Origin of the sequence: Kitasatospora sp. NPDC036755 (genome assembly GCF_040636595.1) — a bacterium.
Taxonomy (GTDB): Bacteria; Actinomycetota; Actinomycetes; order Streptomycetales; family Streptomycetaceae; genus Kitasatospora.
This window is the reverse complement of record NZ_JBEZUT010000462.1, coordinates 1-5168: the sequence shown is the minus strand read 5'-3', so window position 1 is coordinate 5168 and position 5168 is coordinate 1. Positions and strand designations below refer to the sequence as shown.

Here is a 5168-nt window from a genome sequence, read left to right as displayed (position 1 = left end):
CGTCCGCCGGGACGACCGAGTTGACCAGGCCGATCCCGGCGGCGCGGGCGGCCGGGATCGGGTCGCCGGTGAGGATCATCTCCAGGCCGCGCTTGGTCGCCGCCGGGGGCCATGGTGTGCGTGGTGGTGGTGACGGTGGCCTCGGCCGGGCCGTAGGCGTTGTGGACGGACGCGGTGACGTCGGGCCCGGGGGCCCGGCGCAGCCGGTCACCGCCGATCACCAGGTGGCGCAGCGGCAGGTCGGCGGGCCAGGGCCGGCCGAGGACGGGCTCGGCCAGCGGGGTCGGCAGGATGGACACGGTGATGCCGCTCTCGCGCCACCAGTCGCCGAGCGCGACGGTGTCCCAGCGGACCGCCTCGGGGGCGACGACCAGGGCCGCGCCGGAGGTGAGGCCGACCCACAGCTCCTGCAGGTGCGGGTCGAAGGAGACGCCGATCAGCAGGCTGTGCCGCTCGCCGGGCCCGAGGCCGGTCAGCTCGCGGTACCACTGCAGCAGCGCGCCGAGCGCGGGCTCGGTGACGGCCACGGCCTTCGGGGTGCCGGTGGAGCCGGAGGTGAGCACGGCGTAGTGGGTGCCGGCCGGGACGCGCACCTGCTCGCCGGGGGTCAGCGCGGCCACCACCCCGGCGGTGGGCAGGTCCAGCGGCAGCCGCTCGCCGCCGGGCGGCAGCAGGTCGGGCTCCCCGACCAGGCAGGCCGGGCGCAGCTGCTCGGCGACGGCGCGCAGCCGGCGCTCACCGGGGCGCGGGCCGAGCGGCAGGTGGACGGCGCCGAGCTTGGCGGCGGCCAGGGTGACGGCGACCAGCGAGACCGAGTGGCCGAGGCAGACGCCGAGGAGGTCGCCGGGGCCGACCCGGCCGCGCAGGGTCTCGGCCACGGTGTCGGCGAGGCGGTCGAGTTCGGCGTAGCTGTGGACCTGCTCGCCGTCGATCAGGGCGGGGGCGTCGGGGGTGCGGTGCACCCAGGTGGTGAACAGGTCGAGCACCGCACCGTCCTGGTGCGGACGGCCGTAGCCGATGCTCAGGGTCTCGGCGCTCGGGGTCGCGGCGCTCGGGGTCTCGGTGGCGGGGGCTTCGGTGGCGGGGGCTTCGGTGGCGGCGGCTTCGGTCGTCGGAGCTTCGGTGCCGAGGTGTTCCATCATCATCTCCAGGAAGGTGACGTACGAAAGTGACGTGTCGTCAGTTCGGGCCGGTGGAAAGGGTGATGACCACCCCGGTCACTTGACCCCGCCGGCGAGGGCCTTGGCCTGGTCGGCGAGGACGGCGTGGCGGAAGAGGGTGCGCAGCGGCGGGCGGGCGCCGAGGTGGGGCTCCAGGTAGGCGGCGAGCTGGGCGGCGAGCAGCGAGTGGCCGCCGACCTCGAAGAAGTGCGAGTCCGCGGTGAAGCGGCCGTGGCCGAGCACCTCGCGCCAGGCGGCGGCGATCAGCTGCTGGCCGGGGTCGGTGAACTCGCTCGGCGCGCTCTCCGGCGCCTCGGGAACGTCCGGGGTCTCGGCCGCCAGCCGGGCCAGGGCGGCACGGTCGGGCTTGCCGCCGGGCAGGGTCGGCATCGCGGCGACGGCCGTCCAGCTCGCCGGGACGAGCCCGCCGGGCAGCCGGCGGGCGAGCGCCTCGTGCAGGGCGGCCTGGTCGGGGCGCTCGGCGCCCTCCAGGAAGCCGACCAGCCGGGGGCCGTTCTGCGGGTCGGTGTGCAGCAGCACCGCGCAGGAGCGGCCGCCGAGTTCGGCGGAGGCGGCGGCCTCGATCTCCTCCAGCTCGATCCGGTGGCCGCGCAGCTTGACCTGGTTGTCGGCGCGGCCGAGGAAGCGCAGCCGCCCGTCCAGGTCCCGGTAGCCGCGGTCGCCGGTGCGGTAGACCCGGGCGCCGCCGAGCTCGGGGACGGTCACGAACCGGGCCGCGGTGGGCTCCGGCAGCCCCAGGTAGCCCTCGGCCAGCAGCGGTCCGCCGACGGCGAGTTCGCCGACGCAGCCGGGGGCGAGCGGGCGCAGCGTGTCGTCCAGGACGTGGATGCGCACGCCGTCGAGTTCGGCGCCGAGCGGGATCTCGCCGTCCTCGGCCACGTCGTCGGCGGTGATCCCGTACACGGTGGAGGTGACGGTGGCCTCGGTGACGCCGTAGGCGTTCAGCACGGTGGTGGCCTCGGCCAGGCCGGCCAGCGCCCGGGCGGGCAGCCGCTCGCCGCCGAGCACCAGCAGCCGCGGCGTCCAGCGGCCGTCGCGCAGCGCCTCGCGCAGGTCCTCGCGCACGGCGAGGAGGTAGCTGGTCGGCAGGTTGGCGACGGTGACGCCGCGGGCGGCCAGCACGGCGACCAGCTCGGGCCCGGTGGGCACCTCGCGCTGCGGCGCGACGAGGGCGGCGCCGGCCGCGAGGGCGGGCAGCACCTCCTCCAGGGCCACGTCGAAGGACGGCCGGGCGAACAGCAGCACCCGGTCGGCGGGGGTCAGGCCGTAGCGGTCGGCGATCGCGGTGACGTATCCGGCCAGGGCCTCGCGGCCGACCAGCACGGGCTTGGGCACGCCGGTGGACCCGGAGGTGTGGATCACGTAGGCGGCGCCGTCCAGCACGGCGGCGGGCTCGGCCTTCGGGAAGGCGGGGCCGTCCAGCAGCGCCGGGGTGACGCCCTCGGCGGGCAGCGCCGAGGCGCTCTGCCGGGTGGCGAGGACCAGCGCCGGGCTCAGCCGCTCCAGCAGCAGTCCGAGGCGGGCGGCCGGGTCCTCGGTGGACAGCGGAGCGTAGACGGCGCCGTACCGCAGACAGGCGAGCAGGGCGACCACGCTGTCGGCGCCGCGCGGCAGCACGGCGGCCACCGGCTGGCCGGGGACGACTCCGGCGTCACGCAGCCGGTCGACCAACTCACCGACCCGGCGGTCGAGTTCGCCGTAGCTGATCCGCTCGCTCCCGGCCAGCAGGGCGAGCGCGTCCGGGGCGTGGGCGGCGGCCGGGTCGAGGGTGGCCGGGGCGACCGGGGTGGCCCGCTCGGCCTCGGGGGCGGGCGCCAGGTCGGCGATCGGCGTCTGCGGGCGGTCCAGGTAGCAGCGCAGCAGCTCCAGCAGCCGCTCGGACAGCAGCACCGCCTCGGACTCGCCGAACAGGTCGGCGTCGTAGTCCCAGACCAGGGTCATCCCGGCGGCGCCGTGCTTCTCGCCGACCACCCGGCGGTCGTCGGGCAGCAGCACCAGGTCGAGGTCGAAGCGGGTCGTGCCGGTGTTGAAGCCCTCGTACAGCGAGACCTCCAGCCCGGGCGCCTGGACGTCGGGCAGCGCGGCGTCGTGCGCGCTGAACATCACGTTGAACAGCGGGTTGTCGGCGCCGGTGGTGTGCAGTCCGAGCCGGCGGGTCAGCTCCTGGACCGGCAGGTCCTGGTAGGGCAGCGCGCGCAGCAGGACGTCGGTCACCTCGTCCACGGCCTCGGTGCCGGGGGCGGTCGGGTCGAGCCGCAGGCGCAGCGGGACGGTGTTGACGAACATGCCGACGGTGCCCTCGAAGCCCTCCGGGCGGTTGCCGACGGCGGTACCGACCACCAGCTCGCGGTGGCCGCTGTGCCGGCGCAGCAGTTCGGCGAGCAGGGCGAGCAGGGTGCTGAACGGGGTGTGGCCGTCCGCCTTGCTGCGCTCGCGCAGCCGCTCGGCCAGGTCGGCGCCGATCGACTGGCGCAACTGGCCGCCGCGGTGGCGCCGTTCGACACCCGGCCGGGCCAGGCCGGGCAGGGTGACCTCGCGCGGCGCGCCGGTCAGCTCCTTGGCCCAGAAGTCGAGTGCGCGCTCCCGGGGGACGTCGGCGGCGGTACGGGCGTGCTCCTCGTACGAGGGGGCGGTGGGCAGCCGGTACGGCTCGCCGAGGACGGTGGCCCGGTAGACGGTGAACAGGTCGCGCAGCAGGATCGCGAAGGAGTGGCCGTCGTGGACGAGGTGGTGCTCGACGTGGATCAGCCGGTGGTGGTCCTCACCGAGCCGCACCAGGTGCCAGCGCAGCACCGGCGCCCGGCCGGTGTCCAGCGGCTCCTCGGCCTCGGCGGCGAGCAGCCGGCGGAAGGTGGCCTCCGGGTCCTGCTCGGCGGTGAAGTCGCTGTGGCGCAGCTCCGGTTCGCAGTGCTCGGCGACCCGCTGGCCGGGCAGGCCTTCCGACCGGGGCACCAACTCCAGGCGCAGGCCGGGGTGGTGGGCCAGGACGGCGGCCAGGCCGGTGTGCAGCGCGTCCCGGTCGAGGGTTCCCCACAGGTCGAGGACGGCCGTGAAGTTGTAGGCGCGGCTGCCCGGCAGCATCTGCTCGTGCAGCCAGACGATCTCCTGGGACGGAGAGAGTGCGAACATCGTCGATTCCCTTGTGTGGTGGGCTTGTCGGCACTGCGGTGGCCGGACGTGGGCGTGGGGTGTTCCCGCACCGGCCGGTGGGCCGGGCCGCACCGGGGTGAGGTGCGGCCCGGAGTCAGGGGGTCCCGTCCGGCGGCGTGTCGGACGCGGGCGGACGGGCGTGGTGGATCCGTGGTGGATCCGTGGTGGACGCGGTGCCCGAGGTCGGGGTCCGCGGGTCGGGGCGCACGGGCGCGGGCGGGCGAAGGCGGCGTGCGGCATGCGGGTTCGGGCGCGCCGGGTGGCCGCGCGCCGGTGGCCGCGCGCCACTGGGCGCCCGCCGGTGGACCCGCCGGATGCCGCCCCCGGCGGCGGAGCGCGCCCGGGCGGGCGCGTTCAGCCCTGCGGGACCGGGCTCGGCCGGGCGTGCAGGTGGTGCCCCAGCACGGCGAGCAGGTCACCGAAGGCCGCGTGGGCATCGGCCTCGGTGAACCGGTCGCGGTCCCAGGCCAGTCGGATCAGCAGGTCGTCGCCGTGCGAGGCGGAGACCGCCATCGGCGCGGCGATCGGGCGCCCGTCCAGGTGGGTCTCCCGGCCGGGGACGCCGCCGAGCACCAGCGGCGGGCGGCGGTGCAGGTCCTCCAGGGTGAGCAGGCCGTCCAGGGCTCCCGACCACGGGGCCCCGGCGGTGCGGGCGGCCCGGACCACCTCGTCGAAGGGGGTGCCGGCCTGGTCCAGGTCGTCCCACCAGGCGTCCGCGAGCGCGTCCAGGTCCGCGGCCGGCCCCGGCCGAGACCGTGGAGAGCGCGACCGAGGACGGACGGGCGGCCGTGTCCGAGAGCAAGGGCGTCGCCCTGGTGGACATCTCGTCGATGCCGC

General features: G+C 76.6%; 2 protein-coding genes and 1 pseudogene. All 3 read right to left on the bottom strand.

All coding sequences use genetic code 11. From position 1 onward, the window contains the following. On the bottom strand, positions 1-1145 hold a 1145-nt coding region (locus AB0E96_RS37955), incomplete at its 3' end, for an AMP-binding protein (RefSeq protein WP_359830935.1). A 72-nt stretch (positions 1146-1217) separates the two neighbouring features. After that, positions 1218-4310 carry an amino acid adenylation domain-containing protein gene (locus tag AB0E96_RS37950; RefSeq protein ID WP_359830933.1) on the bottom strand — a complete coding sequence of 1031 codons (3093 nt, stop codon included), beginning with the start codon at positions 4308-4310 and terminating at the stop codon, positions 1218-1220. A gap of 375 nt (positions 4311-4685) precedes the next feature. After that, positions 4686-5168: pseudogene (locus tag AB0E96_RS37945) on the bottom strand (hypothetical protein); the annotation flags it as partial.

Excerpts from the sequence above, each read along its gene's own strand:
- AB0E96_RS37950 (WP_359830933.1), bottom strand. The coding sequence starts at position 4,310 with ATGTTCGCACTCTCTCCGTCCCAGGAGATCGTCTGGCTGCACGAGCAG.